General features: G+C 73.0%; 23 protein-coding genes. 5 read left to right on the top strand and 18 right to left on the bottom strand.

Annotated features, from left to right (window positions below; translation table 11 throughout):
- Positions 1-188: 188 nt before the first annotated feature.
- The gene (locus GPA10_RS37000; RefSeq protein WP_058851809.1) at positions 189-383 is read left to right on the top strand and encodes a DUF1918 domain-containing protein; all 195 of its coding nucleotides are present in this window, start codon (positions 189-191) and stop codon (positions 381-383) included.
- A gap of 77 nt (positions 384-460) precedes the next feature.
- Here the strand turns inward: GPA10_RS37000 and GPA10_RS36995 are convergent, their stop codons facing one another.
- Positions 461-1678, bottom strand: coding sequence for a glycoside hydrolase family 10-like protein (locus GPA10_RS36995; protein WP_157169205.1), 1218 nt, complete (start codon positions 1676-1678; stop codon positions 461-463).
- A gap of 185 nt (positions 1679-1863) precedes the next feature.
- Between GPA10_RS36995 and GPA10_RS36990 the strand changes: the two genes are divergently transcribed.
- Together GPA10_RS36990 and GPA10_RS36985 are read left to right on the top strand one after the other, a co-directional pair.
- Positions 1864-2721 carry a 3-hydroxybutyryl-CoA dehydrogenase gene (locus GPA10_RS36990; protein WP_058852039.1) on the top strand — a complete coding sequence of 286 codons (858 nt, stop codon included), beginning with the start codon at positions 1864-1866 and terminating at the stop codon, positions 2719-2721.
- Positions 2722-2978: 257 nt separating this feature from the next.
- Positions 2979-3236: a hypothetical protein gene (locus GPA10_RS36985; RefSeq protein ID WP_030560343.1), complete on the top strand. Its 258-nt coding sequence runs from the start codon at positions 2979-2981 to the stop codon at positions 3234-3236.
- A 21-nt stretch (positions 3237-3257) separates the two neighbouring features.
- Here the strand turns inward: GPA10_RS36985 and GPA10_RS36980 are convergent, their stop codons facing one another.
- The 10 genes from GPA10_RS36980 to infC all read right to left on the bottom strand — a co-directional run bounded on the left by GPA10_RS36980 (position 3258) and on the right by infC (position 14347).
- Entirely contained in the window at positions 3258-3800 is a 543-nt protein-coding gene (locus GPA10_RS36980) for an NUDIX hydrolase (RefSeq protein WP_058851807.1), read from the bottom strand.
- A gap of 146 nt (positions 3801-3946) precedes the next feature.
- Positions 3947-5296, bottom strand: coding sequence for an NsdA family TPR-like regulatory protein (locus tag GPA10_RS36975; RefSeq protein ID WP_157169204.1), 1350 nt, complete (start codon positions 5294-5296; stop codon positions 3947-3949).
- Between the two features lie 273 nt (positions 5297-5569).
- A complete protein-coding gene (locus tag GPA10_RS36970; RefSeq protein ID WP_157169203.1) occupies positions 5570-6661 on the bottom strand; it encodes a PP2C family protein-serine/threonine phosphatase in 1092 nt (363 codons plus the stop codon).
- 211 nt (positions 6662-6872) lie between these two features.
- Positions 6873-9440 carry a phenylalanine--tRNA ligase subunit beta gene (pheT, locus tag GPA10_RS36965; RefSeq protein ID WP_157169202.1) on the bottom strand — a complete coding sequence of 856 codons (2568 nt, stop codon included), beginning with the start codon at positions 9438-9440 and terminating at the stop codon, positions 6873-6875.
- Positions 9440-10582 (bottom strand): phenylalanine--tRNA ligase subunit alpha, encoded by a 1143-nt coding sequence (pheS, locus tag GPA10_RS36960; RefSeq protein WP_058851804.1) that lies wholly within the window; start codon positions 10580-10582, stop codon positions 9440-9442. The genes pheT and pheS overlap by 1 nt, the downstream gene beginning before the upstream one ends.
- Positions 10583-10742: 160 nt before the next feature.
- Complete coding sequence (locus GPA10_RS36955; protein WP_058851803.1) at positions 10743-11891, bottom strand: sensor histidine kinase; 1149 nt, start codon at positions 11889-11891, stop codon at positions 10743-10745.
- A 58-nt stretch (positions 11892-11949) separates the two neighbouring features.
- Positions 11950-12807, bottom strand: a complete 858-nt coding sequence (locus tag GPA10_RS36950) for a TrmH family RNA methyltransferase (protein WP_058851802.1) — start codon at positions 12805-12807, stop codon at positions 11950-11952.
- A gap of 100 nt (positions 12808-12907) precedes the next feature.
- The gene (rplT, locus tag GPA10_RS36945) at positions 12908-13291 is read right to left on the bottom strand and encodes a 50S ribosomal protein L20 (RefSeq protein WP_016642495.1); all 384 of its coding nucleotides are present in this window, start codon (positions 13289-13291) and stop codon (positions 12908-12910) included.
- Between the two features lie 95 nt (positions 13292-13386).
- Entirely contained in the window at positions 13387-13581 is a 195-nt protein-coding gene (rpmI, locus tag GPA10_RS36940; RefSeq protein WP_004944288.1) for a 50S ribosomal protein L35, read from the bottom strand.
- Positions 13582-13687: 106 nt separating this feature from the next.
- Positions 13688-14347, bottom strand: a complete 660-nt coding sequence (gene infC, locus GPA10_RS36935) for a translation initiation factor IF-3 (RefSeq protein ID WP_241845561.1) — start codon at positions 14345-14347, stop codon at positions 13688-13690.
- Between the two features lie 358 nt (positions 14348-14705).
- On the opposite strand from infC, the gene GPA10_RS36930 reads away from it, so the two are divergent.
- Positions 14706-15080: a DUF1844 domain-containing protein gene (locus tag GPA10_RS36930; protein WP_058851800.1), complete on the top strand. Its 375-nt coding sequence runs from the start codon at positions 14706-14708 to the stop codon at positions 15078-15080.
- A gap of 38 nt (positions 15081-15118) precedes the next feature.
- On the opposite strand, the gene GPA10_RS36925 is transcribed toward GPA10_RS36930, so the two are convergent.
- Genes GPA10_RS36925 through GPA10_RS43105 form a run of 3 tightly spaced genes read right to left on the bottom strand, consistent with a single transcriptional unit; the run spans position 15119 to position 19024 of the window.
- A complete protein-coding gene (locus tag GPA10_RS36925) occupies positions 15119-15898 on the bottom strand; it encodes an SseB family protein (protein WP_343041739.1) in 780 nt (259 codons plus the stop codon).
- A gap of 10 nt (positions 15899-15908) precedes the next feature.
- Positions 15909-17084: a type VII secretion-associated serine protease mycosin gene (gene mycP / locus GPA10_RS36920; protein ID WP_157169201.1), complete on the bottom strand. Its 1176-nt coding sequence runs from the start codon at positions 17082-17084 to the stop codon at positions 15909-15911.
- Entirely contained in the window at positions 17081-19024 is a 1944-nt protein-coding gene (locus GPA10_RS43105) for a hypothetical protein (protein ID WP_343041738.1), read from the bottom strand. Before GPA10_RS43105 ends, mycP begins: the two co-directional genes overlap by 4 nt.
- Before the next feature lie 415 nt (positions 19025-19439).
- On the opposite strand from GPA10_RS43105, the gene GPA10_RS36910 reads away from it, so the two are divergent.
- On the top strand, positions 19440-20642 hold the full coding sequence (locus tag GPA10_RS36910; protein WP_157169200.1) for an amino acid deaminase/aldolase: 1203 nt from the start codon (positions 19440-19442) through the stop codon (positions 20640-20642).
- Positions 20643-20724: 82 nt separating this feature from the next.
- Here the strand turns inward: GPA10_RS36910 and GPA10_RS36905 are convergent, their stop codons facing one another.
- From GPA10_RS36905 to GPA10_RS36890, 4 genes are all read right to left on the bottom strand, one after another.
- On the bottom strand, positions 20725-21672 hold the full coding sequence (locus GPA10_RS36905) for a DUF2510 domain-containing protein (RefSeq protein WP_157169199.1): 948 nt from the start codon (positions 21670-21672) through the stop codon (positions 20725-20727).
- A 96-nt stretch (positions 21673-21768) separates the two neighbouring features.
- Positions 21769-23067 carry an HAD family hydrolase gene (locus GPA10_RS36900; RefSeq protein WP_157169198.1) on the bottom strand — a complete coding sequence of 433 codons (1299 nt, stop codon included), beginning with the start codon at positions 23065-23067 and terminating at the stop codon, positions 21769-21771.
- Between the two features lie 160 nt (positions 23068-23227).
- Positions 23228-24043: a 3-oxoacyl-ACP reductase gene (locus GPA10_RS36895; protein WP_198550454.1), complete on the bottom strand. Its 816-nt coding sequence runs from the start codon at positions 24041-24043 to the stop codon at positions 23228-23230.
- Between the two features lie 11 nt (positions 24044-24054).
- A complete protein-coding gene (locus tag GPA10_RS36890; protein ID WP_198351809.1) occupies positions 24055-25461 on the bottom strand; it encodes an aldehyde dehydrogenase family protein in 1407 nt (468 codons plus the stop codon).
- Positions 25462-25466: the final 5 nt, after the last annotated feature.

The raw sequence follows: 25466 nt of genomic DNA, 5'->3' as shown, positions 1-25466 counted from the left end.
GAACCGGGCACGGGGCGAACGCGGGACCGGACACGGGACCGGACACCGGCCGAACGCGGGACCGGACACCGGTCCGGGCGCCGGACCGGGCGAGGCCCTGCCGAGGGAGGCGCCAACAGCCGACACCGGTCGTACACTGTCGGCCACGCACCGCCACCACTGTGATCCAGGCGAGGAGGGCACTCCCCATGCACGCATCCGTGGGCGACCGGCTGCTGATCCACGGCAGGATCGTCGGACAACAGGACCGGACGGCGGAGGTCGTCGAGGTCCTCGGCGAGAACGGCACCCCGCCCTACCGCGTACGGTTCGAGGACGGGCACGAGACCCTCATGTCACCCGGCCCCGACACCGTCGTACGGCACTTCGGCTCCGGCGAGTGAGGAATTTCGGCACCGGCGAGTGAGCACCGGGGCCCGGCCGCCCGACCCGGCGGGTCCGGGCCCCGTCGCCGAACCGCTCAGCCCGCGCGGTAGTGGTCGTCGACGACGCGCTGCATCGCGCCGATCCGGTCGGCGACGACGTGCTTCGCCGAGTAGAAGACGTGCCCCCGCACCCGCGGATACCCCTTGGCGAAAGTGAGGTGCCGGGACAGCTCCGCCGGGTCCTGCCAGGGCGCGGGCTGCGCCGGGTCCCCCGCCTTGTAGAGGGCCTCCCCCACGTACAGCCGCACGTTCGTGCCCCGCGCCACCTCGTCCCACCAGGGCACCAGCTTCGCGTAGTCGGCCGCGGCGAGCCCGATATGCCAGTACAACTGGGGACAGATGTAATCGATCCACTCTTTTCGCACCCAGCCCCGGGTGTCCGCGTGCAGGTCGTCGTAGGTCTGCACGCCGGCGCGCGTGTCGGAACCGGCCGGGTCGGTCGCGGCATTGCGCCACACGCCGAACGGGCTGATCCCGAACCGGGTGCGGCGGCGCACCTTCTTCACCCGTACGCCCATCTCCCGCACCATGCGGTCGATGTTGTCGCGGCGCCAGGACGCCCGGTCGGGGAAGCCGCCGCCGTAGCGGGCGAAGGCGTCGTCGTCGTCGAAGTTCTGGCCCGCCACGGGATAGGGGTAGAAGTAGTCGTCCCAGTGGACCGCGTCCAGCGGGTAGCGGCGCACCGCGTCGAGCATGGCGTCCTGCATGAACCGCCGGACCTCGGGCAGCCCGGGGTTGTAGTAGAGCTTCCCGCCGTAGGGCACGACCCAGTCCGGGTGCTGCCGTGCGGGGTGGGACGGGATGAGGCGCCCGGGGTCGGTGTGCATGGCGATCCGGAAGGGGTTGAACCAGGCGTGCAGCTCCAGGCCTCTTCGGTGCGCCTCGCGCACGGCGGTGCCCAGCGGGTCCCAGCCGGGGTCCTTGCCCTGGGTGCCCGTGAGGTACTCCGACCAGGGTTCGAACCGCGACGGCCAGAAGGCGTCGGCGGTGGGGCGCACCTGGAGGACCACCGCGTTCAGCCGGCGGCGGACCGCCTCGTCCAGATACGCGATCAGCTCGGCGCGCTGCTGGGCGGCGGTGAGGCCGGGCTTGGACGGCCAGTCGATGTTGACCACGGTCGCCACCCACATGCCGCGCAGCTCACGTTCCCGGTGCCGGGCCGCGGGGGCGGCCACCGCGTCCCCGGTCACCGTGAGCCCCGCGGCGACCGTGGCCGCCGCCAAGGCGAACGCCCGACGTGACATATGCCTCATGAAGTCGCCCCTTTGCGTCAGGATTCCTCCGACAACAGCCGGCCGTGCGGCAACAGCATGCCCGACCCGGCCCGGATCTCACCGCAGGTTGCGGAGTAACGTTCACCGGCGAGGCAGGCACCGGCACCGAGCGCGGGACCCTGCCGGACCTGTTGATCAGCGAAAGGCACGAGGTGACCGACTCCATGGCCGACATTGCGCGCGTGGGAGTAGTGGGCTGCGGCCAGATGGGCGCGGGGATCGCGGAGGTCTGCGCCCGTTCCGGCCTCGAGGTGAAGGTCGCGGAGACCACCGGCGAGGCCCTGGAGATCGGCCGCACCCGGTTGTGCAACTCCCTGGCCAAGGCAGCCGAGCGCGGCAAGATCTCCGAGGAGGAGCGCGACTCCGCGATGGAGCGCCTCAGCTTCACGACCGACCTCGGCGAGTTCGCCGACCGTGATCTCGTCATCGAGGCGGTCGTGGAGAACGAGCAGGTCAAGACCGAGATCTTCCAGGTGCTCGACCACGTCGTGACGCGTCAGGACGCCATCCTCGCGTCCAACACCTCCTCCATCCCACTGGTGAAGCTGGCCGTGGCGACGTCCCGCCCGGACCAGGTCGTCGGCATCCACTTCTTCAACCCGGCCCCCGTGCAGCAGCTCGTCGAGCTGATCCCGGCGCTGACCACGTCGGAGGGCACCATCAGCCGGGCACAGGCCCTGGTGGAGAAGGTGCTCGGCAAGCACGCGATCCGCGCCCAGGACCGCTCGGGCTTCGTGGTGAACGCGCTCCTCATCCCCTATCTGCTTTCGGCCATCCGGATGTTCGAGTCGGGCATCGCCTCGCGCGAGGACATCGACAACGGCATGGAGATGGGCTGCGCCCACCCGATGGGCCCGCTGAAGCTTTCCGACCTCATCGGCCTGGACACGGTGGCCTCGGTCGCGGACAGCATGTACGAGGAGTACAAGGAGCCCCTGTACGCCGCTCCCCCGCTGCTCCAGCGCATGGTCGACGCGGGCCGCCTCGGCCGCAAGACGGGCTCCGGCTTCTACACGTACTAGATTCCGGTCGCCTCGTACGGCGTTCCGCTTGCCGGAGCGCGATCCGAAAGCGATTACGCTCCGTATCTGAATTCAAGTCAATTTTCGGTCGGTTCACGGGCCCGGCACTCTCCGAGTGCCGGGCCCGCGCCATTCACACACCGTGTGCGCCACGGGCTCGCATATGCCCTTCGCACACTCTGTCGCCCTGCCCGCCTGGCGGGTTGACTTTCCATGCGCACAGGGGGGAAGTGACCGCTACCGAAAGGAGCTGACTCGTGACCACCGACCCCGAGCGTCCCGTGGTCCCGGAAGAACTCGCAGAGTTACGACGCAGCCTGGACGTGGGCCTCGCCCGCGTCGACGGACGGCTCGCGTTACTCACGCAGAGCGACTCCCAGCACACCAAGGACCAGGATGACCTGTCCCTCCGGATCACGGCCCTCGAGCACAACAGGTGGCCACTGCCGGCCCTCGCCGCCCTTACGTCGATCGGGGCACTCGCGGTGGCGGTCTGGCAGGCCCTCGGGCGCTAGAGCCGAACCGGGACAGGAGCGCTAACGCGCGTCCTGGCCGAGACGCAGATGGTGCAGCATGAGGAGTGCCGCCGCCATATTGGCGGCCGGGACCTCGCCCCGCCCCACCATGTCGGGAACGAGCTTCAGTGGGACCCACTCACGTCGGTCCGACTCGAAGTCGTCCTGGGGGTGGCCGATGTAGGTCCCTTCGTCCGACCAGTAGATGTGATGTCGGGCGTCGGTCAGACCGTTCGACGGCTCCACGCTCATCAGGTGCCGCAAGGGTCCCGGTCGCCAGCCGGTCTCCTCCTCCATCTCGCGGGCCGCCGCGACGGCGATGTCCTCGCCGTCCTCGACCACCCCCGCGGCCAGTTCCCAGCCCCAGCTGTCGGTGATGAAGCGGTGCCGCCACAGGAGCAGCACCTCGTTGGCCTCGTTGACGACCGTGGCGATCGCCACCGGCCGCATCCGTATCAGGAAGTGATCGAGGTGTCGCCCGTCGGGCAGCTCGACGTCTGCGAGATTGACGGTGAACCATCGGTTTCCATACACAGTTTGTTCGCTCTGTTTCGTCCACTGCACGGTTCTGCCACCTTCCGCCGAATAGATGGCAATATCGCAGCAGGAGAGTGGGCAGAGCACTCCGCGCACGGCGGAGCGAAGCAGGATGCGTCAGGTGTCGTCGTGCCCCCGGCGGCGCGCACAGCGCGCGGCGTCGCGCGGCGTCGCTACAGGGGCACGCGCAGCGCCCCGTCGATGAGCTCGGCGGCCTCGGCCGTACCGGCGCAGTCGCTGCGCACCAGGTGCTCGCGGACCGCCCGCAGCCGGTCGCGCAGCCGCTGGGACTCCATGCCCCGCGCCTGTTCCGCCATTTCCACCGCCGTCGCGGCGGCCTCGTCGGTGTTCCCCTTGCGCAGTTCGATCTGGCTCAGCATGGCGAGCCGGTGGACCCGGCCCCGGTCGTGCGCCGGTGTGTCCACGGCCGCGGTGGCGTGCTCGTACGCGCCGGTGAGATCGCCGAGGCTGAGCAGCGCCTCCGCCACCTGCACGTTCACCAGGCCGGGCTGGACATAGCCCGTCTCGTCCGGCTCACGCCCGCGCCGGATGCGGTCGGCCGCGGCCTCGGCACGCCGGATGCACGACAGCGCGCTGCTGCCGTCGCCGAGATGCGCGTACGACTTGGCCTGCATCGCGTACAGGTCGGACGCGAGCGCCGGGGTGATGTCGCGGCCCGCGGCCCGCAGCGCCGCCTCCGCGAAGGCCACCGCCTGGCGGTACTCGCGCATGAACAGCGACTGGTTGACGAGCAGGGCGATGATGTAGGCGCCGAGCCCGCGGTCGCCGCTGGCCTTCGCGAGCCGCAGGGCCTGGTGGAAGTAGCGCTGGGCAAGGCCGTGCGCGTCCGAGTCGTAGGCGCAGATGCCGGCTATCGCCACCAGGCCGCCCGTGGCGCGGTGCAGCTGACGGCCCATCGCGTCGGTGTAGCTGCCCCGCAGGAGCGGGGCCGCCTCGGCGTTCAGGAAGCCCACGATGCGGGTGCGCGTGGCCACCCCGCCGGTCTTGCGGTACATCTGCTCGTAGTGCGCCCGCGCCATCCGCATCATGTCGATGTCCGCCATGCTGACCGGGTGCCGTCCGCCCCGGGAGACGTCCACGTCCTCGGGCGGGTTCTCCCACTCCCACACGGGCATGACCGCGGGCGTACCGGTGACGGCGGGGGCGCCGAGCAGATGCGGGCGCTGCTGTTCGTCCGAGCGCCACAGCGCCGTGGCCCGCTCGACGAAGCCGGAGAGCGTGGAGGCCATCGAGCCGTGCCGGGCGGCCGGGGTGCCGGGCACGCCGAGGCCGATGTCGTCGAGCGTGACCGTGCGCCGCAGACGTCCGGCGAGCACCTCGCAGATCAGGTCGGGCACCTGGCCGCGCGGGCGCTGGCCCTTCAACCAGCGCGCCACGGCGGTGTGTTCGTATCTCAGCGGGAGTCCTCTCGCCTTGCCCGCCTGGTTCACATGGGCGGCGAGGCCCGCGTGGGAGATGCCCGCTTCGTCGAGGATCGCGTCGAGCAGGGTGTTGGGCTGCATGGATGCCCTCCGTTGGCTCGGTGCCACCCAGCGTAGTCGCACCGCCTTCACACGGGGTGTGAACGGAGTGCCCGCATCCGCTCGGTGCGCGCGCTGCCGCGCCGGGCGCGGTGTCGGTTGACTGGGGGCCCTCACCAAGGAGGCGGCCGGGCCGCCGGCTCCCCCCTCATACAGCGCGGCGGCCCCTCTGTGGCGCCGTCCGTGATCCGTCGTCTGCCCGGTGACTCCGCGACGGCTCACGGACGGCGCAGGCCGTACCACGCCGGGCGGTGTTCAGCTCATGGTGCGGGCGCACCGCCCGGTCTCCGCCTGGAGCGGGACGCGACGGCGGTCGTTGCGCAGCACGAGCAGGGCGGCGTCGTCCGTCGTCGACCGGCCGATGTGGCGCAGGAGTTCGCCGTACACGGTGTGGATCACGGCCTGCGGCGAGACCGGCTGGGCCCGAGCGGCTTCGCTGAGCACGGTCCCCAGCGGGAAGAACCGGCCCGCGGCGTCGCGGGCGTCCTCCATGCCGTCGGTGTGCAGGACGAGGCCGTCGCCGGGCAGCAGCCGTCCGCAGTGCGCGAGGGGCAGTTCGGCCGGCAGCGGGAAGGGGCCGAGCGGCGGCAGCGGCTCCCCGCCCGGCATCGGCTCGGCCCGGCCCCGCAGCCGGTAGGGCCAGGGGTGGCCGCAGTTGAGCGCCCGCACGTCTCCTTCCCCGCTGATCTCCACGAGCAGTACGGTCACGAACTCCTCGGCCGGCGACCCGCCCGCCGCGGCGGCACCGGCCTCCGCTCCGTCGGCCTGCCCGCGCTCGCGCAGATGGCGGTCGAGGGCCCGCTCCAGGCGCCGCAGGACGAGCGGCAGTTCGGGTTCGTCGTGGGCGGCCTCGCGGAAGCTGCCGAGCACGGCGGCCGCGGTGCCGATCGCGGCGAGGCCGTGCCCGCGGACGTCGCCCATGACGAGCCGCACACCGTGGTCGGTGGCCGCCACCTCGTACAGATCACCGCCTACGGAGGCGCCGTGCGTGGCGGACAGGCGGCCCGCGGCGAGCGCGAGGCCGTCGACGCGGGGCGGCAGCGGCCGCAGCAGGACGTTCTGCGCGGCACCCGCGACCGCGCGGATCTGCCGCAGCTCACGCAGCAGCGCCTGCCGCACATGCGCCACCAGGCCCGTGCCGACGGCGAAGAAAACGGCGCTGGTGACGATCCGCGCCCCCAGGCCGCTCTGCTGGGCGAGCGGGCAGGCCAGTTTGTACGTGATGGCGACGGCGCCCCACACGGTGGGCAGCCCGAGCCCGAGCACCCGGCGCAGCCGACGGGGGCGCGGCCGCTCGAACGGCGTCCCGGCGCCGGCGAGAGGTGGGCGAGGCTTCCTCCGGATCATGCCGACGGCTCCCTAAGCCCGGGTTCAGCGTGCGGGACCCGGCCGGTGCGGGCCGGTCCCTGCGGCCGAGATGATTCTGTCGACCGCATGGCCGGATCGGGTCAGATCATGGGATGTTGTCACTCAAATGAGTGAGGGGCGCATCCGCTTTCACGGATACGCCCCTCACCTGCGCTTCTGCACGCCCGCGGTGCACCCGCGGGCACAGGCCCTAGGCCCCGCGCAGCACCGCCCCGGTCGTCTCGGCGGCCCGCGCCACGGCCGCGTCACGCGCCGCGGAGGCCTCCTCGACGGTCAGCGTGCGGTCGGCGGCACGGAAGCGCAGCGCGTACGCGAGCGACTTCTTGCCCTCGCCGAGCTGTTCACCGGTGAACACGTCGAACAGGCGGATGCCCTCCAGGAGTTCACCGGCGCCGTCGCGCAGATACGCCTCGACGACGGCCGCGGGCACGTCCTGGTCCACGACGAGCGCGACGTCCTGCGTGGCCACCGGGAAGGTGGAGATCCGCGGCGCCCGCACCACGCCCTCGCCGGCCTCGGCGAGGACGTCGAGGTTCAGCTCCATGGCGCAGGTACGGGCGGGCAGGCCGAGCGCCTTGATGACGCGCGGGTGCAGCTCGCCGGCGTGGCCGACGGGCACGATGTCGCCGCGGCTGCCGTCGGCGGCCTCGGCGGATTCGAGGTACACGCTCAGCTCGGCGCAGCGACCAGGGTGCCAGGGACCGTACTGGCCCTGCTGGACGATGAGTTCGGCGCCTGCCTCGCGGGCCACCGTGCGCGCCGCCTCGACGGCGTCCGCCCAGTCCGACGGGCGGCCCTTGCCCCACCATCCGGCCTGCTCACGGGCGCCGGTGAGGACGGCCGCGACGTGCCGGGGCTGCTCGGGCAGGGTCGCGTCGAGCGCCGCGAGCTCCTCGTCCGTGGGACGGCGGTCGACCGGCGGGGCCGAGGCGAGGGCGGTCCCCTCCGCGGCCGGGTGGAAGACCAGGCCGGTCTCGAACAGCGCCAGGTCGTGGCTGCCGCGGCCGTCGTTGCGGCGCAGCGTGGCGAGCAGGCCCGGAAGCAGCGTCGTACGGAGCGCGGGCTCCTCGTCGGACAGCGGGTTGACGAGCTTGACGACACGGCGGTTCGGGTCGTCCGCGTCGAGGCCGAGCTGGTCGAAGACCTGCTCGGCGACGAACGGGTAGGTCGGCGCCTCGACGTAACCGGCGCCCGCGAGCGCGCGGCCCACGCGCCGGTGCAGCCGCTGCCGCCCGGACAGACCGCGTCCGGCGGGGGGCTTGGGCAGGGTCGAGGGGAGGTTCTCGTACCCCTCCAGGCGGATGACCTCCTCGGCGAGGTCGTTGATCTCGGCGAGGTCGGGCCGCCACGACGGCACCGTGACGGTCAGGGAGTCCTGGCCGTACACGTCGCAGCCGACCTGCTGGAGGCGGCGTACGACCGTCTCGCGGCCGTAGGCGACTCCGGCGACCCTGTCCGGGTGGTCGGCGGGCATCGTGATGGTGTGCGGCGCGGAGGGCGCGATGACCTCCGTGACCCCGGCCTCGGCGGTGCCGCCCGCGAGCAGCACGAGGAGGTCGACGGTGCGCTGCGCGGCGGCGGACGCGGCCTGCGGGTCGACGCCGCGCTCGAAGCGCCTGGCCGCCTCCGAGGACAGCTTGTGGCGGCGCGCGGTGCGGGCCACGGCGACCGGGTCGAAGTGCGCGGCCTCGATGACCACGTCCGTGGTCCCCTGGGCCTCGCCGGACGCGGCGTCGACGACGGTGTCGGCGATCTCGGTGTTGGCGCCGCCCATGACGCCCGCGAGGCCGATGGCACCCCGGTCGTCGGTGATCACCAGGTCCTCGGCGTCGAGGACGCGCTTGGCGCCGTCGAGGGTGGTGAACTTCTCGCCCTGCTCGGCCCGGCGCACGCCGATGGTGCCCTGGACGCGGGAGCGGTCGTAGGCGTGCAGGGGCTGGCCGAGCTCCAGCATCACGTAGTTGGTGATGTCGACGGCCAGCGAGATCGGGCGCATACCCGCCTTCTGCAGGCGGCGCAGCAGCCAGAGGGGCGAGCGGGCGTCGGGGCGGAGGCCGGTGACGGTGCGGGCGGTGAAGCGGTCGCAGCCTGCCGGGTCGCTGATCCGCACCGGGTAGCCGAAGGAGTTCGGCGCCGGTACGTCGAGCAGCGCCGGGTCGCGCAGCGGCAGGCCGTAGGCGGTGGCGGTCTCACGGGCCACGCCGCGCATCGACAGGCAGTAGCCGCGGTCGGGCGTGACGGCGATGTCAAGGACCTCGTCGACCAGTTCGAGCAGCTCGACGGCGTCGGTGCCCGCCTCGTGCTCGGGCGGCAGGACGATGATGCCGTCGCCGCCCAGCGCGGTGGAGTCGCCCATGCCCAGCTCGTCGCCGGAGCAGATCATGCCGTGCGAGGTCTTGCCGTACGTCTTGCGCGCGGCGATCGCGAAGCCGCCGGGCAGGACCGCGCCGGGCAGGACCACGACGACCTTGTCGCCGACGGCGAAGTTCCGGGCGCCGCAGACGATCTCCTGCGGCTCACCGGTGCCGTTGGCCGTGCCGACGTCGACGGTGCAGAAGCGGATGGGCTTCTTGAAGCCCTCCAGCTCCTCGATGGTGAGGACCTTGCCGACGACGAGGGGGCCCTTGAGGCCCGCGCCGAGCTGTTCGACGGTCTCCACCTCGAGACCTGCCGAGACGAGCTTGGCCTGCACGTCGCGGCCGGTCTCGGTGGCGGGGAGGTCGACATACTCCCGCAGCCAGGAAAGCGGGACCCGCATCAGATCTCCATCCCGAACGGCCGGGTGAAGCGCACGTCACCCTCGACCATGTCTCGCATGTCTTCTACGTTGTGGCGGAACATCAGCATCCGCTCGATGCCGAACCCGAAGGCGAACCCGCTGTACTTCTCGGGGTCCACACCGCAGGCCGTCAGGACCTTGGGGTTGACCATGCCGCAGCCGCCGAGCTCGATCCAGCCCTCGGAGGAGCAGGTCCGGCAGGGGCGGTCGGGGTTGCCGACGGACTCGCCACGGCACACGTAGCAGACCATGTCCATCTCGGCGGACGGCTCGGTGAAGGGGAAGAAGTTCGGCCGCAGCCGGGTCTTCATGCCCTCGCCGCCGAACAGCTCCTGCACCATGTGGTCGAGGGTGCCCTTGAGGTCGGCCATGGTCAGGCCCTCGTCCACGGCGAGCAGCTCGACCTGGTGGAAGACCGGGGTGTGGGTGGCGTCCAGCTCGTCGGTGCGGTACACGCGGCCGGGGCAGATCACGTACACCGGGGGCTCGCGGTCGATGAGCGAGCGGATCTGCACGGGCGACGTGTGGGTGCGCAGGACGACACCGGAGTCCGCGGCGGAGCCGCCGTCGGACGCGGCGTCGGCGCCCTCGACGAAGAAGGTGTCCTGCTCGCCGCGGGCGGGGTGGTCGGGGCCGATGTTCAGGGCGTCGAAGTTGAACCACTCCGCCTCGACCTCGGGGCCCTCGGCGACCGCGTAGCCCATGGCCACGAAGATGTCCTCGATGCGCTCCGACAGCGTGGTCAGCGGGTGCCTGGCACCGGCCGGTACGCGGTCGTGGGGCAGCGTGACGTCCACGGCCTCCTCGACCAGGACGCGCGCGTCCCGCTCGGCCTCCAGCTCGGCCTGGCGGGCGGCCAGGGCCTTGTTCACGGCGCCGCGGGCCATGCCCACGCGCTTGCCCGCGTCGGCCTTGGCCTGCGGCGGCAGCGCGCCGATCTCCCGGTTGGCCAGGGCGAGCGGCGAGGTGCCGCCGGTGTGGGCGGTCTTCGCCTCCTGGAGCCGGTCGAGGTCGGCGGCGGCCGCGAAGGCGGCGAGCGCCTCGTCCCGCATGCGCTCGATCACTTCAGGTTTCAGTGCCTCGACCTCGACAGGGTCGTACGACTTGTTCGGTGCCGACATCTCTTCCCGTGCTTCCGGTTGGCTGGCGGATGGTCCCCGTCGACGAGTCGGAGACGACTGGTCCTGAGATCGTCCCGAGGATGGGGACACAAAGGTGCCAACGACCGAGTCTAACGGGGTGGTGAGGTACGGATGAGCCCGCGGGCCGCTCAGGGCGTGATCACTGCAGATACGCCGGAGCCCCCACGGGCAACGTAAATCGGAACTGGGCGCCGCCGCCCGCCGCGCGGCCCACGGTGATCGTGCCGCCGTGCGCTTCGACGATGCCCTTGACGATGTACAACCCCAGTCCCGTCCCGCCGCGTTTGCTGCCCCGCCAGAAGCGGGTGAAGACGCGGCCCATCGACTCCTCCGGAATACCGGATCCCTCGTCGCTGACGGTGACCGCGGTGTCGGTCGCTCCCCGCACGCGCAGGGACGGCGAGGGCGCCACGTCAATGGTGACCGTTCCCTCACCGTGACGCACGGCGTTTTCCAGCAGATTGCTGAGCACCTGGTCGATCTTGTCCGGATCCGCCCAGAGGTCGGGCAGCGGCTGCTGCACCCGCACCAGGAAGCGGTCCGCCTCCTGCCCGGCGGCGACATGGGCCTGGATGTGCCGCCCGACGGCCGCGCCGATGTCGACGGGCTGGCGGCGCAGCTCCAGGCGCCCGGAGTCGATCCGGGAGATGTCGAGCAGCTCGGCGATCAGCCGGGTGACGCGGTTGGCGTCCGCGTCCACGGTCTCCAGCATCAGCCGCTTCTGGTCGTCGGTGAACCGTTCCCACTTGGCGAGGAGCGTCGCCGTGAACCCCTTGACGGACGTCAGCGGCGAGCGCAGCTCATGGGCGACGGTGGCGATCAGCTCGGCGTGGCTGCGCTCCGTGCGGCGCCGGGCCTCGGTGTCGCGCAGGGAGACGACGAGGCGGCGCAGCGGCCCGGTGGGGCGGGTGCGGACGTAGCGCGCGGACACGAGGACCTCGCGGCCGCCGGGCAGGAGCAGGTTCCGCTCGGGCTGGGCGACGCGGATGGCGAGTCCGTTGTAGGGGTCGGTGATCTGCCACCAGCGGCGCCCTTCGAGGTCCTCCAGGGGCAGGGCGCGCTCGATGGGAGTGCCGAGGGCGTCGGCGGCGCGGACGGCGGTGATGCGGGCCGCGGCCGCGTTGAAGCAGATGACGCGCCCGGTCTCGTCGGCGACGACGAGCCCGTCGGGCAGGTCGTCCGGGTCGATGCCGAGCTCGCCGGGGCCGGCGTCCGCCGGCCCTGCGGGGCCCGCGGGAGGGCACAGGATGTCCCGTACTCCCGGTGGTCTGCTCGTGCCGACGCTCATGTCCCCTTATCCCCGCCTCTCGGGCCTGGCGCAGTGGGCCTGTGAGCCCGACACACTACTAGCCGGGGGTGACGGAGCGGCACCCTCCGGCGGCGCGCTGTGCACGGGCGGAGGCATAGAGGCACACGGCCGCCGCGGTCGCGAGGTTCAGACTCTCGGCGCTCCCATGGATCGGAACGCGCACCACCGCGTCCGCGAGTGCGCGGGTCTCCTCCGGCAGGCCCCAGGCCTCGTTGCCGAAGATCCAGGCGGTCTCGGTGCCCATGGTGCCCTGGTCCAGCTCGGCGTCGAGGTCGTCGTCGCCCGCGCCATCGGCGGCGAGGACCCGCACGCCCGCGCCTTTGAGGCCGCGTACGGCGTCCTCGACGGGCACGCCCACGGCGACCGGCAGATGGAAGTGCGAGCCGACCGAGGCGCGCACGGCCTTCGGGTTGTACAGGTCGACGGAGGCGTCGGTGAGCACCACGGCGTCGGCGCCCGCGGCGTCGGCGCACCGCAGCACGGTGCCGGCGTTCCCGGGGTCGCGCACATGTGCGAGCACGGCGACCAGTTTGGGCCGGCCGGCCAGGATCTCCTCGAACGGCACGTCGAGGAACCGGCAGACCCCGACGAGCCCCTGCGGGGTGACGGTGGTGGAGATGTCGGCGATGACGCTCTCGTCGGCCAGGTGCACCCGGGCCCCGGCGTCCCGGGCCGCGCCCACGATGTCGGCGTACCGCTCGGCCGCCTCGACGGTCGCGAACAGCTCCACAAGCGTGGGCTGCCCGCCCCCGCGGTGTCCCGCGCCCTCCCGCACGGCCTGCGGGCCCTCGGCGAGGAACAGCCGCTCCTTGCCGCGGAAGTTCCGCCTGCCGAGCCGCCGGGCGGCGCTGACGCGCGGCGAACGCGGGGAAATCAGTTCGGGACCGTGTGCCATCGAGTCGCTTTCAGAGTTCGGGAGAGGGGACGTAAACGTGAGTGGACCCGTAGGCCACCGGGCCTACGGGTCCACTCACATCGCTCGGCTCAGTGCGACGTCAGGCAGCCTTGGGGGCGTTGACGTCGGACGGCAGCGCCTTCTGCGCGACCTCGACCAGAGCGGCGAACGCGTTGGCGTCGTTCACGGCCAGCTCGGCGAGGATCTTGCGGTCCACCTCGATGTTGGCGGCCTTCAGACCCTGGATGAAGCGGTTGTAGGTGATGCCGTTGGCGCGGGCAGCGGCGTTGATGCGCTGGATCCACAGCTGACGGAAGTCGCCCTTGCGCTTCTTGCGGTCGTTGTAGTTGTAGACGAGGGAGTGGGTGACCTGCTCCTTCGCCTTGCGGTACAGGCGCGACCGCTGGCCGCGGTAGCCGCTGGCCTGCTCGAGGATCGCCCGACGCTTCTTGTGGGCGTTGACTGCCCGCTTGACGCGTGCCACTTGTTAACTCCTTGTAGCGGGGCCGCGGTGTTCCTCACGCGGCCCGGAAACGTATGGGTCCCGGTCCTGACGTACGGCGCTCGCGCGCCGGTACGTCACTTGCCGAGAAGCTTCTTGATCTTCTTGGCGTCGCCCGGGGCCATCTCGGCGTTGCCGGTGAGGCGACGCGTCAGACGGGACGACTTGTGCTCGAGCAGGTGGCGCTTGCCGGCGCGCTCGCGGAGCACCTTGCCGGAGCCGGTGACCTTGAAGCGCTTGCTGGCACCGCTGTGCGTCTTGTTCTTCGGCATAGCGCCGTTCTCTCCTCGTCGGTGGCACTCCGATGCCCGGTCGTGGAACCGGGCACCCGGGAGCGTCATGTGTGTCGGTTGCGATCCCTGGACTCGCGTCCGTGGATCAGGCCTCGGCGGAAGCCTCGGCCGGGGCCTCGACGGGGGCTTCGGAAAGCTCCTCCTCGGCGGCGTTCTGCGAGCGGCCCGGATTGGCCTTCGCGTCAGCCTTGCGAGCCGCCTGGGCCTCACGGGCCTCGGCCATCGCCTCGGTCTTCTTCTTGTGCGGACCGAGGACCATGATCATGTTGCGGCCGTCCTGCTTGGGGTTCGACTCGATGAACCCGAGCTCCTGGACGTCCTCCGCGAGCCGCTGCAGCAGCCGGAAGCCGAGCTCCGGACGGGACTGCTCGCGACCACGGAACATGATCGTGATCTTGACCTTGTCGCCCTGCTTGAGGAACCGGACGACGTGACCCTTCTTGGTGTCGTAGTCGTGCGGGTCGATCTTCGGCCGGAGCTTCATCTCCTTGATGACCGTGTGCGCCTGGTTCTTGCGCGCCTCACGGGCCTTCATGGCCGACTCGTACTTGAACTTCCCGTAGTCCATGAGCTTGCACACGGGCGGACGGGCGTTCGCCGCGACCTCGACCAGGTCGAGGTCGTACTCCTGCGCAAGCTCCAGGGCCTTGGCAAGCGGAACAATCCCGACCTGCTCGCCGCTGGGGCCGACAAGTCGCACCTCGGGAACGCGAATCCGGTCGTTGATGCGGGGCTCGGCGCTGATGGATCCTCCTCGGTAGCACCACGCGACGGTCTGGCGGACAGCCGCGTTACGTCTGTTGTGACGACCAACGGCGCCGGAACACAAAAAATGCCCCGACCGATCACTGAAGGGGCTCCATACACTTACCGGAGCACCTCCGCGGTGATCGCGGGGCGCACATCCGACGGTCCGCCGCGCTGCGGCGACCGCCTGACCGGTGACCCGCCGCCCCTAGGAGCAGCCAGGTGGGAGATCGGAGCCTCCACTTGTGGGCCGGTCATCTGCGTTGGCACGCGAATGTCCGGCCGGTCGTTACACAAGGTTAGCAGGTCCTGGGGGGTGGGGCTAACGGCGGCAGGGCGGCTCTAGGCTGAGGGGCATGAGTGACACGAGCCCCGCCGCTTCTCCCGCACCCCAGAGCCCCGACTTCGACAGCATGACCCGCGACATCGCGGACGTCCCCGCCGTCGAGGTGATCACCACGGTGGCGGTGCATCTGATGAGCGCGGCGGCGGTGAACCTGGGCCTGGCCGAGGAGGGCGCCGCCCACAAGGACCTCGACGAGGCCCGCAAGCTGATCCACTCCCTCGCCGGCCTCCTGGACGCGAGCGCCACGGAGGTCAGCTCCTTCCACGCGGCCCCGCTGCGGGACGGCCTGAAGTCGCTGCAGCTCGCGTTCCGCGAGGCGTCGGTGGTGCCGGACGAGCCCGGCCAGGGCCCCGGCGAGAAGTACACGGGGCCGGTCTTCGGCTGAGGGCCCGCCGCCCTTCCCCTTCTCCCCACCACCTCATCTCATCCGCGTACGTACAGGGGCTCGCCCGGTGGCGTCGCCTCGGCCGGCAGCAGGGCCAGGTCGAGGCCGCGCACCAGGCGGGCCCTCAGTGTTTCGTCGGCGGCGAGGGTCTCGGCGACGCGCTGGGCGGCGGGCGCGGGGGCCGCGGAGGAGTCCAGGACCAGGGCCAGGGTGCCGTCGGCCGTGCCGGGGCCGAGGTGGGCGCGGACCACGGCGGGCTCGGCGGCGACGGCCGCGCGGACGGCGGCGACGACGGCCGGGTCCGTGAGCGCGTCGGAGCTGCGGCGGCCCTCGGCGAGGGCGATCAGCGCCGGGCGGTTCAGCTCGTAGGGGACGGGGCCCGCGAGGTCGAGGACGATGGTGTCGGCCTTCTCGTGGGCCGCGGCCTGGAGCGCCTGGTGCAGCGGCACGGCGACAGGGCGGGCCTCGGGGTCCCACAGGGCGAGCGCCCCGGTGGAGGTGAAGGCGGGCAGGGCGGTGCGGTGTCCCGCCTTGAGCGTCGGCACGGCCATGTCGCTGGTCTTCTCGCGCCGCAGCCCGCCCCCCCGTCTCCCACCACCACCCCTCTGCTGTGCTTCGCGCCCCTCTTGATCGTCCTCCTCCACGTCCCCGAGTACGGCGACGACGGGTACGAGGAGCCGCGCGCCCGCAAGGGCTTCGAGGACCGGGCCGTGTGCAGTGCGGTCCTGCTGCCACGCGGCGAGTGCCGCGGCGAGGGCCGGGTCGGCCGACCCGTCGTCGTCGGAGAAGCCGGGGTCGGGAATGTTCTTGTTCGCCACGGCACCGACCCTAGCGCCGGCGTCCGGGCGCTCCCCGCCGCCCCCGCCACAGCGCGACGCCCGCCACCAGCAGACCCGCGCCGAGCGCCGCCGCCGTGGGTCCCGCCCAGGCGGCGGGCCCGCCGCCGTCGTCGGGGTCGTCGGGGCCCGGCCCGAAGTACTTCTTCGCGTGCGCGGTGGTCCGCAGCGACCGCCGCTCGGCCTCGCCCGCGCGGGCCAGGGCGGCGACCGGGTCGACCAGGCCGAAGCCCCGGGAGTCGTCGCGGCCACCCGCGGGGGCGTCCCGGGCGGTGTCCTGGAGGAGCCGCTTGATCTGTGCGGGGCCGAGCCCGGGGTGTGCGGCGCGGATGAGGGCGACCGCGCCGGACACCATGGCGGAGGCGGCGCTGGTGCCCCAGCCCTCGTAGTACCTGCGGTTGGGGTCGGCGATCACGACGTCGTCGCCGGGGGCGCTGACGGTGGCATACCAGCGGCGGGTGGAGAACGACGCGCGGACGCCGTCGCTGTCGACGGCCGTGGCGGCGATGACGCCGGGGTACGCGGCCGGGTACGAGATGTGGTCGCCGCGCTCGCCGCCGTTGCCCGCGGAGGCGACGACGACGGCGCCCCTCTTCAGGGCGTACTGCACGGCGGCGTCCTCCGCCGGTTCCGGGTGGGCGGACTTGGAGTCGTCACCGAGGGAGAGGTTGATGACGTCGGCGCCGTGGTCGGCGGCCCAGCGGATGCCTTCGGCGAGGGCGTTGCCGCGGGTGGAGCGGGCCTTCCTGCGCGCCGGGTCGCCGTCTTCGAGGATGACCCGCACCGGTAGGACGCGGGCTTCGGGCGCGACGCCGAGCACACCGTCCCCATGGCCTTCGCCATGCCCGTGACCGGCGACGATGCCTGCCATGGCGGTGCCGTGCCGGGCCCAGGACTTGTCGCCGCGGCGGGCGCCGAAGCCGACCATGTCCTTTCCTTCGAGGACGTTGCCCACGAGGTCGGGGTGGGTGGCGTCCACGCCGGTGTCGAGCACGGCGACGGTGACGCCCGCGCCCTTGGTGGTGCGCCAGGCCTGGTCGGTGCCGAGGGCGTCGAGGGCCCACTGCTGGGCGCGGATGCCGTCGTCGGCGTACGCGGCGGGGGTGACGGGCGCGAGCGTCGTGGCGAGGGCGGTGACGGTGACCGCGGCGGCTCTGCGGATCCTCATGAGGGCTTCTCCGTGGCCGCGTCGACGGTCTTGCGCAGGCCGCGCTCGACGCGGTCGGCGATGCCCTTCGCGTCATTGCCGAGCCCGGCCTGGGCGGGGGCGGAGGTGGCGCCCGCCCTCATGGCCTCGGCGGCGGGCTCCGGTTCGGTGACGGTGCGGCCGTCGGCGAAGCCGGAGACGGCGTACGCGACGACGGGCGCGTCGGGCAGGACGGACAGGGTCCAGGTGGCGCGCTGGAGATCGCCGAAGCCCGCGGCCGGGGTTCCCTTCGCCGCGTACGGGCGGGGCATCAGGTCCGGGCGGGAGTCGAGGCCCTCCTCGGTGAACCGGCCGCGCAGGGCGTTCATGGCCTCCGCGTCGGCCTTGGTGAACAGCAGGCCGACGGTGGTGACATGGCTGCTGGTGGCGTCCGCGTACGTGGCGCGCAGCAGGCGCAGGCAGCCCGCGGGGGCGAGGGCCTTGCGCAGGAGCGGGTCGAAGGCGCCGGCGCAGCCGCTGTCGGGGGCGACGGCGAGGCGGTTCCAGGTGCGGTCGGCGCCGCCGGGGCCCGCGCCCTCGCCCTTGATCGAGGGTGGGAAGAGGCGGTCGACGGGGACGCTGTGCCAGAGCTTGCCCGCCGCCACGTAGGCGTTCCGCGAGCCGCCCGCCGCGTCCGACTCGCCGGTCAGCCAACTCCCGGTCGCCGCGCCGCCGATGAGGCCGAGCCCGAGCACGGCGCAGGCCGCGGCGGCGGCCACACGGGGGCCCGCCCAGGCGCCCACGGGGCGCAGCCGGGTGGTGGTGTCGTCGTACAGCGTGGGCCGGGCGAGAAACACGAAGGGGCGGCCCGTGCCGGGCCCCGGCGTCAGGTCGACCGCGCCGACGGCACGGCGGCGCCCGAACGCACGCGCGTGCGCCTGGGTTGTGTTTCTGGGGTTCCCGGGGGTCCTGGGGTTCCCAAGGCTCTTGGGGTTCCCCTGCTTCCCGGCGTTCCCAGCGCTCCCGGGGCTCCCGGTGCCCCCGGCCTGCCCGGCGTCCGTCGGCTGCGGCGGCCTCGGCGCGGCTGCGGCCCGGGACCGCGCCGCCGTGCCGGGCTCCATGGCGGGGGCCGTGCGGGACGGCTTGGCAGCGGCCGTGCCGGATGCCTTGGCGAGGGTTGCCGCTGATGCCGCGTCAGGCGGCTCGGGCGTGCCCGCCGGGCGGGGTGGCACGCCCGGCCGGGGCGGCGGAACCACCGGGGCCGGGGCTTGCGGCGCGTCCGTGCGGGTGGGGGCGCGGCCGTTCAGCGGTGGCGCGTCCGGCAGCCGCGCGGAGGCGGGCGGGGGCGGCGGCGAGGCGCCCTCCCCTTGCGGGGCGTTGCCCCCGCTCGGCGGCCGCGGGGGGCGTACCCGGTCGAACGGCGCGAGCAGATCCTCGACGAGGGACGCCTGCTCGGCGGAGGCTGCGGGGTCACTGGCCTCGCCGGAGAGATCACCGGCCCCGTCGGAGAGTTCGCCGACCTCGTCGGAGAGTTCGGCCCGGCCGGAGTCGCCGTCGCCGTCGCCGTCGCCGGGGAAGCGGTCGGGGCGGTCGGGGCAGTCGGAGCGCTCGGAGCCGGCCACGCGAACCGGTCGGGACGCGCCTATCGCCTCGGCCGGGTCGACGCCTTGGGCCGGGTCGGCCGGGTCGACACGCTCACCGCGCGCGCCCGGAGTTCCCGCCCGCAGAGACGTATCGCCCCGCTCCGCCGCGCCCGCGGCGGCGGCGGCCGTCGACGGCCGGGTGTCGGGGAAGCGTGCGGTGGCAGGGGGAGGGGGCAGCGGCGGTTCGGGGTCCGAGAGGACGAAGTCCTCGGCGGTGTCCGGCCGGGGGACGGAGCTGTCGGCCGCGTGCTGCCGGGCCGCGGAGCCGCCAGCCGCACCAGCACCAGCGCTGTCAGGGGCACCAGCACCGCCACCGCCACCGGTCAAAGATCGCTTCACGGAGCCGTCAGCCGCACCGGCCGAAGGTCGCTTCCCGGAGCTGTCAACCGCATCCCGCAGGGGCTGCGCCCTGGAACCGTCGACCCCGTCCTGCAAAGGCTGCGCCCCGGAACCGTCCACCGCACCCCGCAAGGGCTGCGCCCCGGAACCGTCGGCAGTGCCCCGCAAGGCCTGCGTTCCGGCCCCGTCCAGGGAGGGTTTCGGCACCCGTGGCGGGGTGCCGGGGCGTGGGGGGACGGGGGGCCGTCGCGCCTCCGTGCTCATGCACCCCCCGTTCCGTCGCGTCGCGCGCTCCCTGCGTGCGCGTCACTCTACGGGCTGGCACGAGGCCCGAGGGAACCCAGTCCGAAGGCCGGGGTGATCTGCCCGGATCATCCCCCTACCCTGGGGTAGCCGGGTCTGGCAGGCTGCCGCCATGAGAGGCCGAGCCGCTGACAGGGCCCGTTACGACCGGGCCACCGCGCATCTCGACGCACCGCTCGCGATCGTCGATCTGGCGGCGTTCGACGCCAACGCCGACGACCTCGTGCGCCGGGCCGGCGGCAAGCCGATCAGGGTGGCGAGCAAGTCCGTTCGCTGTCGGGCGCTCCTGGAGCGGGCGCTCGCGCGGGACGGGTTCGCGGGGGTCATGTCGTACACGCTCGCCGAGTCGCTGTGGCTGGCCCGCTCCGGCTTCGGGGACGTCCTGCTCGCCTACCCCTCGGCCGACCGCGCGGGCTTCGCCGAGCTGGCCGCCGATCCCGGACTGGCCGCGGCCGTCACGGTCATGGTCGACGACCCGGCACAGCTCCGGCTGATCGACGATGCGCGGGACGGCGGCCGCGAAGAGGTGCGGGTCTGCCTGGAGTTGGACACCTCGCTCAGGCTGCTCGGGGGCCGGGTCCGGATCGGGGCGCGCCGCTCCCCGCTGCACGAGCCCGCCCAGCTCGGCGCCCTGGCACGGGCCATCGCCCGGCGGCCGGGGTTCCGCCTCGTGGGCGTGATGGCGTACGAGGGTCATGTGGCCGGGGTCGGGGACGCCGTGAAGGGGCGCCCTGCCAGGTCACGGATGGTGCGGACGATGCAGGCGACCGCCCGTGGCGAACTCGCCGCGCGCCGCGCCGCCGCCGTGGCGGCGGTCCGTGCCGCCGTGCCCGACCTGGAGTTCGTGAACGGCGGCGGGACGGGCAGCGTGCAGCACACCGCGGCGGAGGACGCGGTCACGGAGATCGCCGCCGGTTCGGGCCTGTACGTGCCGCGCCTGTTCGACAACTACACGTCGTTCAGCGGGCGTCCCGCCGCGCTCTTCGCCCAGCCGGTCGTCCGCAGGCCGGGCCCGGGAGTCGTCACGGTGCTCGGCGGCGGCTATCCCGCGTCGGGCGTCGCGGGTGCAGACCGGTCCCCGGAGCCGTATCTTCCGGACGGGCTGCGCTACGACCCGCAGGAGGGCGCGGGCGAGGTGCAGACCCCGCTGCTCGGGCCGCCCGCGGACGACCTGCGCGTCGGCGACAAGGTGTGGTTCCGGCACGCCAAGGCCGGTGAGCTGTGCGAGCGGTTCGCGACGCTGCGTCTGGTGGAGGGCGATGTCGTACGGGACACCGTGCCGACCTACCGGGGCGAGGGGCACACGTTCCTCTGAGGCGGCGAGGCAGACCCGCCCGCCCCACCGGACAGACGCACCCCACCGGACAGACCCGCCCCACCGGACAGACCCGCCCGCCTCACTGGCCCGGTGCGACGCTGGCGCCCACTCCCCCGCCCGTCTCCCCGTCCCCGACCGGCCTGATCCCGTCGACGACCGCGTCGATGTCGGAGAGCGGCGGCGCGCCCCGGCCCGCGTCGACGGTGAAGCGGACCATCACCATCGCCTCGGAACCGGTGCTCGACGGGAAGGCCAGGGACTGGACGTAGCCGCCCGCGCCCTTCTCCGTGTGCACCCGCCAGCGCACGAAGTAGCCGCTGCGGCCGCCGACCGCGACGGTGCCCGCACCGACCTGCCGGTGCCGGGTGATGCCGCCGAACGGCTTGCGGTTGATGGAGTCCTCGTCGTACGCGGCGTCGGCCGCGTCGCCGATGTCGGCCTCGGCCAGCTTTCGCGGGGAGCGCTCGTCGCTGCCGGTGACCGTGGACGACGTGATCCTTCCCTGGCGGCAGAGGCCGGGGTCTCCCGGGCAGTCGTAGGTGTCCGGGGTCTGGAGGGTCAGTTCGTTGCCGACGGTGTCCTCGGCCTTCTCCCAGCCCTTCGGCACCGGCAGCGTGATGCCGTTGAGCTGGTCGACGAGGGTGTCGGGGTCCTCCGTCGGCGACGGCGACGCGGCGGCCTCCGGGGGTTCCGTCGAGGCAGCGGGGTCCTCCGACGTCGCGGAGGCGGGCACCGGCCCGGCCGCCGGGTCGCCGTCGTCGTCCTGGAGCACCAGGAAGCCGGTGACGATGGACGCGACGAGCACGGTCCCGGCGGAGCACAGGGCGATGGCCCTGGCGCGCCCGCCGCCCGTGCGCGCGGGAAGCGGCGCGACCACGGTGGCGGCGGACTCGGGGCGCGGCTGCGCCAGGTGGACCGTGGCCTCGGGCCCGCGCCGGTGCTCGGTCCATGCGGACCCGTCCCACCAGCGCTCGACGGCGGGGTGGGACGGGTCCGGGTACCAGCCGGGCGGCGGCGGCATGCTCATCCCGGCACTCTACGGCCTGGGCCGGGGCGCGCGGCGGCCGGTTCGGGGCGCCTCCGGGGCGCCCCGGAGGCCGGGTCGGGCCGCCGGGTCGGGCGGTCAGTGCACCGTGTCCCGCTGGTCGGGGACCACCGATCCGTCGTCGCGCAGGACCGGGCCCTTGCGCCCGTCGGGCTCGTTGTACGCGCCGGTCGAGCAGGGGTACGTACCGGACTTCCGCGGCAGCGGCTCGATGAACATGGGGTTCACGACCCAGCGGCCGTCGGCGTTGTCGTACGCCCGGCACATGAACTCGCTCTTGTTGCGGTTGAGCACGAGGTGGGCGCCCGTGGCGTCGCCGACGAACGTGACGTCGGTGTCGGCGTCGCCGCCGCCGACCGCGATCCGTTTGCCCCAGCTCTGCTTGTCCCAGGCCTTCTTGCCCTGGATCCGGTAGATCTCCTGGTTGATGAAGCAGCGCTTGCCGTCGATGTACGGGATGGTCTCGCCCTTGTTGGCCCCGGTGCCGCCGCAGCCCTGGTTCCAGGTGGTGATGCGGCCCTTGTGGTCGAGGACGGACCGGATGGCGATGGTGTGCTTCCGGTCGATGCCGACGCCGCGCGCCCACACCTCCGCGACGGGCTCGGAGCCCGCGGAGACGATGTAGACGTCGAATCCGGCCTTCTTCAGGGTGCGGATCAGATCGCGCTGCTGGTCGTAGTACCGGGCGTAGCCGGGCACGGTGTGGCTGCCGATGGTGCGGGTGGTGCCGACGGGGGCGGCGAGGGCCTCCTTGCGGGCCTTCTTCGCGTACGACTCCACTTCCTTGACGGTGTGTCCGGCGAAGAGCTGCGGCACCCAGGCGTACTGCGGCACCGTGCGCCGGTGGTTCCAGGTACCGGCGAAGGCGGCGGCGCCGCTCATCGTGGTGCCGTCCTCGCGGATCTGGAGGATCTCGTCCGCGCAGGCGTCGTCCGTGGACGTCGGCAGCGGCCCGCCGACGGGAACCGTGGTGCCGCAGGCCTTGGTGAGGGCGCGGTGGCCCGCGTCCGTCATCCACTTGCTGGAGGACTTCCAGCTCTTGGGGCGCAGGATCTTGTCGTGCCGCAGCGCCCAGCTGATGGTGGCGTCGGTGACGTCGTTCTTGGTGATGGTGTTGTCCCAGTCGAAGGCGGCGACCGGGCGCTTCTTGCCGTGTCCGAGGTGCGGGTTCGCGCAGGTGCCCCGCTCGTCGATGACCTTCTGGAGGCGGGCGCGGTTGTCGCCGTACCAGGGGAGCTTCTTCGACAGCTGCGGACAGTGGGCGCCGGAGTGCGGCGCGGGCGCGGCCGTGGCGGCGGCTGCGGGGAGCGTGACGGGCCCGGCCACCAGGGCGGCGGCCGAGGCCAGCGTCAGCGCAAGAACGTTTCTGTTACGCATGTGCGTGGACGCTACAGCAGCCATGCGAGGCACTTGAAGCCCCATGGCCCGGGGCTGCGCCCGGCCGGGGCCTGCGCCTGGCCGAGGCCTGCGCGGTGGTGGTGAGGCCGGGCGCCTCGCGACGCCCGGCTGACGGGTGGGTGGCTTCCGGGTGAGTGAACTACAGGGGCGTGACGTACGCCCCGGAGATGCCGCCGTCGACCAGGAAGTCGGTGGCGTTCACGAACGAGGAGTCGTCGCTGGCGAGGAACGCGACCGCGGCGGCCAGCTCCTCGGCCTCGGCGAAGCGGCCCACCGGGATGTGCACGAGGCGGCGCGCGGCGCGCTCGGGGTCCTTGGCGAACAGCTCCTGGAGGAGCGGGGTGTTGACGGGCCCCGGGCACAGCGCGTTCACGCGGATGCCCTCCCGCGCGAACTGCACGCCGAGCTCGCGCGACATGGCGAGGACGCCGCCCTTGGACGCCGTGTACGAGATCTGCGAGGTCGCGGCGCCCATCCGGGCCACGAACGACGCCGTGTTGATGATGGAGCCCTTGCCCTGGCGCCGCATGTAGGGGATCGCGGCCTTGCAGCAGAGGTAGACGGAGGTGAGGTTGACGTCCTGGACGCGCTTCCAGGCCTCCAGGTCCGTGTCCAGGATGGAGTCGTCGTCGGGCGGTGAGATGCCGGCGTTGTTGAAGGCGACGTCGACGGAGCCATAGGTCTCGTACGCCGTCCTGAACAGCGCCTCCACCTGCTCGGGGACGGTGACGTCGACCTTCACGAACGTTCCGCCGACCTCGTCGGCGGCCTTCTTGCCCGCGGTCTCGTCGATGTCGCCGCACACGACGTGCGCGCCCTCGGCGGCGAGGCGGCGGGCGGTGGCGAGGCCGATGCCGCTGCCGGCGCCCGTGATGACGGCGGTGCGGCCGACCAGGCGACGGCAGGCGGGGGTCTGGGGGGAACCCCCAGCGGATTCCACAGTTTCTTCGGTCACAGTTTCTTCGGTCACAGTGACGGGCCCTCCGTGCTCTCCGTGCTGATGAAGACGTTCTTGGTCTCGGTGAAGGCGGCGAGGGCGTCCGGGCCGAGCTCACGGCCGAGCCCGGACTGTTCGTAGCCGCCGAAAGGCGTCCAGTAGCGCACGCTGGAGTGCGAGTTGACGGACAGGTTCCCGGCCCGTACGGCCTGCGACACGCGCAGCGCCCGGCCCACGTCCCGGGTCCAGACCGACCCGGACAGGCCGTAGTCGGTGGCGTTGGCGAGGCGCACCGCCTCCGCCTCGTCGTCGAAGGGCAGCACCACGGCGACGGGCCCGAAGACCTCCTCGACGGCGACCGGCGACGTCGGCGCCGCGTCGGTGAGCACGGTGGGCGGGAACCAGAACCCGGGCCCGTCGGGCGCGCTGCCGTGGATCCCGGCGCCGGACGGGACATAGGAGCGCACCCGCTCCAGCTGCGCCCGGGAGATCAAGGGGCCCATCTGGGTCTTCTCGTCGGCGGGGTCCCCGACGACGTACGACTCGACCGCGGGCGCGAGGTGAGCGAGGAACCGGTCGTACACGGAGCGCTGCACCAGGATGCGGGTGCGGGCGCAGCAGTCCTGGCCGGAGTTGTCGAGGAAGGATCCCGGCGCGGCGAGGGCGGCGGCCTCCACGTCGGCGTCGGCGAAGACGATGTTCGGGCTCTTGCCGCCGAGTTCGAGGGTCAGGCGCTTCACGCGGTCCGCGCACTTGGCCATGATCCGCTTGCCGACGCGGGTGGATCCCGTGAACACGATCTTGGCGACGCCCGGGTGCTCCACGAGCGCGTCCCCGGCGACGGCTCCCTCGCCGGGCAGGACCTGGAACAGGCCCTCGGGAAGGCCCGCCTCCAGGGCGAGCTCGGCCAGGCGCAGGGCGGTCAGGGGGGTGGTCTCGGCGGGTTTGAGGAGCACCGCGTTGCCCGCCGCGAGGGCCGGGGCGGTGCCCCAGGCGGCGATGGGCATCGGGAAGTTCCAGGGCGCGATGACGCCGACGACGCCGAGGGGTTCGAGCATCGTGACGTTCAGGCCGCCGGGCACGGGGATCTGGCGGCCGTTGAGCCGCTCGACGCCGCCCGCCGCGTAGTCGAACAGGTCGCGGGCGTTGCCCGCCTCCCAGCGGGCGTTGCCGATGACGTGCCCGGCCTCGCGGACCTCGATCCGGGCGAGCTCCTCGACGTGGTCGTCGATGACGGCGGCGAAGCGGCGCAGCAGCCGGGCCCGGTCGGCGGGGGCCGCGGCGGCCCAGGACGCCTGCGCCCGGGAGGCGTGCGCGACGGCCGCGTCGACGTCGCGGCGGGTGGCGGCGGGGACGGTGGCGACGACGTCCTCCGTCGCCGGGTTCAGTACCTGGAGTGAATCGAGCAAGGAAGTGCCCCTTACATGCGTTCGCATTGCAC

It is taken from the genome of Streptomyces typhae, from assembly GCF_009755605.1.
GTDB lineage: Bacteria > Actinomycetota > Actinomycetes > Streptomycetales > Streptomycetaceae > Streptomyces > Streptomyces typhae.
Note: the sequence above shows the minus strand (reverse complement) of the source record. Positions and strands in the feature narration are given on the sequence as shown.

Coding starts and splice junctions, on each gene's coding strand:
- GPA10_RS36995 (WP_157169205.1), bottom strand. CDS start 1,678: ATGAGGCATATGTCACGTCGGGCGTTCGCCTTGGCGGCGGCCACGGTC.
- pheT (WP_157169202.1), bottom strand. CDS start 9,440: ATGCGGGTCCCGCTTTCCTGGCTGCGGGAGTATGTCGACCTCCCCGCC.
- GPA10_RS36970 (WP_157169203.1), bottom strand. CDS start 6,661: ATGATCCGGAGGAAGCCTCGCCCACCTCTCGCCGGCGCCGGGACGCCG.
- pheS (WP_058851804.1), bottom strand. CDS start 10,582: ATGTCGGCACCGAACAAGTCGTACGACCCTGTCGAGGTCGAGGCACTG.
- GPA10_RS36990 (WP_058852039.1), top strand. CDS start 1,864: ATGGCCGACATTGCGCGCGTGGGAGTAGTGGGCTGCGGCCAGATGGGC.
- GPA10_RS36910 (WP_157169200.1), top strand. CDS start 19,440: ATGAGAGGCCGAGCCGCTGACAGGGCCCGTTACGACCGGGCCACCGCG.
- GPA10_RS36975 (WP_157169204.1), bottom strand. CDS start 5,296: ATGCAGCCCAACACCCTGCTCGACGCGATCCTCGACGAAGCGGGCATC.
- GPA10_RS37000 (WP_058851809.1), top strand. CDS start 189: ATGCACGCATCCGTGGGCGACCGGCTGCTGATCCACGGCAGGATCGTC.
- GPA10_RS36955 (WP_058851803.1), bottom strand. CDS start 11,891: ATGAGCGTCGGCACGAGCAGACCACCGGGAGTACGGGACATCCTGTGC.
- rpmI (WP_004944288.1), bottom strand. CDS start 13,581: ATGCCGAAGAACAAGACGCACAGCGGTGCCAGCAAGCGCTTCAAGGTC.
- GPA10_RS36950 (WP_058851802.1), bottom strand. CDS start 12,807: ATGGCACACGGTCCCGAACTGATTTCCCCGCGTTCGCCGCGCGTCAGC.
- GPA10_RS36890 (WP_198351809.1), bottom strand. CDS start 25,461: ATGCGAACGCATGTAAGGGGCACTTCCTTGCTCGATTCACTCCAGGTA.
- mycP (WP_157169201.1), bottom strand. CDS start 17,084: ATGAGGATCCGCAGAGCCGCCGCGGTCACCGTCACCGCCCTCGCCACG.
- GPA10_RS36900 (WP_157169198.1), bottom strand. CDS start 23,067: ATGCGTAACAGAAACGTTCTTGCGCTGACGCTGGCCTCGGCCGCCGCC.
- GPA10_RS36905 (WP_157169199.1), bottom strand. CDS start 21,672: ATGAGCATGCCGCCGCCGCCCGGCTGGTACCCGGACCCGTCCCACCCC.
- GPA10_RS36930 (WP_058851800.1), top strand. CDS start 14,706: ATGAGTGACACGAGCCCCGCCGCTTCTCCCGCACCCCAGAGCCCCGAC.